This window comes from Janibacter sp. CFPM2_SD2, assembly GCF_057364645.1.
This window is the reverse complement of record NZ_JBNFOF010000340.1, coordinates 1-1,453: the sequence shown is the minus strand read 5'-3', so window position 1 is coordinate 1,453 and position 1,453 is coordinate 1. Positions and strand designations below refer to the sequence as shown.

The following is a 1,453-nucleotide window of genomic DNA, read 5'->3' as shown; positions in this document are numbered from 1 at the left end:
CTGACCCGGCGGCGGGGGCGGCGGACCGGCCTGCGAGACGGCCGGGGCGCCGGGGGAGCGAGCTCGTCGTCGAGCCGGCCCTTCTTCAGCCAGCGGTCGAAGGGCAGGGCCGCGAGCGCGGTCTCCACGAGCTGCCGCACGACCTTGGCGAGCAGGGCACCGACGAAGAAGACAATGCCGGCACCGATGAGGTTGGGCAGGAAGCCCAGGACCCCGTCGGCCATGCCCTGGATCGGCGTGAGCACCTGGCTCAGGCCGAGGACCTGCAGGATGGCGACGAGACCGAGCATCCACACGACAAGGGAGCCGATCGAGCCGAGCGTCGTCCCGACGGAGGCGCCGTCGGCACCTGCCCGCTGCAGCGCCGGGATCTTGCCCGAGAGCTTGGTGAAGAGCGACTTGACGATCATCGCGACGATCCAGGTGATGACGAGGATCGCCACGGCAGCCAAGGCCTTGCCGAGCAGTCCTGGCCAATCGACCCCGTCGAAGAAGCCGGTGTCCATGATGTCCTCCCGTTGTCGTGACATGTGTGTGTCTGGCCCTTCGACCGTACTGACGATCGGCGGTCGGTGCCGGATGAGAGGCCCCCGGATTCCGGATGGTTAGGTGAACCCATGCGCTGCTCCCATCACGAGGCCGGTGAGTGCCGCTCGTGCACCCTCATGGGCCGCCCCTACGAGCGCCAGGTCGTCGACCTCGCCGCGCAGGTGCGCGGGCTGCTCACCGACACCGTGGACGACGAGGCATGGGGCACCCCCTTCGTCGGACCGGAGGCCGGCTTCCGCAACAAGGCGAAGCTCGTCGTCGGAGGAACCCGTGACGCCCCGACCTTCGGGATCCTCGATGCCGACCTGCGCGGCGTCTCGCTGCCCGAGTGCGGGCTCTACGAACCGCGGCTCGAGGCCGCGCTCGACCGGCTCGTGCCCGCCGTCGCCGAGCTGGGCCTCGTGCCCTTCGACGTGCCGGGACGGCAGGGCGAGCTCAAGCACCTCATCGTCACCGGGTCACCCGACGGCGACCTCATGGCCCGCTTCGTGCTGCGCTCCCCCGGCCAGGTCGGTCGCATCCGACGCGGTCTGGAGTCGCTGCGTGAGGCCGTGCCGGGCCTCAGGGTCGTCTCCGTCAACCTCCAGCCCGAGCACAAGGCGGTGCTCGAGGGAGACGAGGAGCTCGTCCTCACCGAGGAGGACACGCTGCCGATGCGACTGGACGACATCACCTTCCACCTGCGGCCGCGCAGCTTCTTCCAGACCAACACGACCGTCGCGGCCGGCCTCTACCGACAGGCCAGGGAGTGGGTGTCCCGGCTCGACCCGGCGAGCGTGCTCGACCTCTACTGCGGGGTGGGCGGCTTCGCCCTCAACGCCGCCGTGGCGAAGGGGGACCACCCGCCGCCGGTCGAGGGGGTCGAGGTGGCGCCCGACGCCGTCGAGAGCGCCCGCCGCTCGGC

The 1,453-nt window shown here is 70.9% G+C and carries 2 protein-coding genes; one reads left to right on the top strand and one right to left on the bottom strand.

What is annotated here, in order from left to right:
* Positions 1–506: mechanosensitive ion channel (locus AC2W7J_RS18095; protein ID WP_485984153.1), on the bottom strand; the 506-nt coding region annotated here is incomplete at its 3' end.
* Between the two features lie 111 nt (positions 507–617).
* On the opposite strand from AC2W7J_RS18095, the gene AC2W7J_RS18090 reads away from it, so the two are divergent.
* Positions 618–1,453 (top strand): class I SAM-dependent methyltransferase (locus tag AC2W7J_RS18090; protein WP_485984151.1); only part of this gene is annotated, 836 nt, incomplete at its 3' end.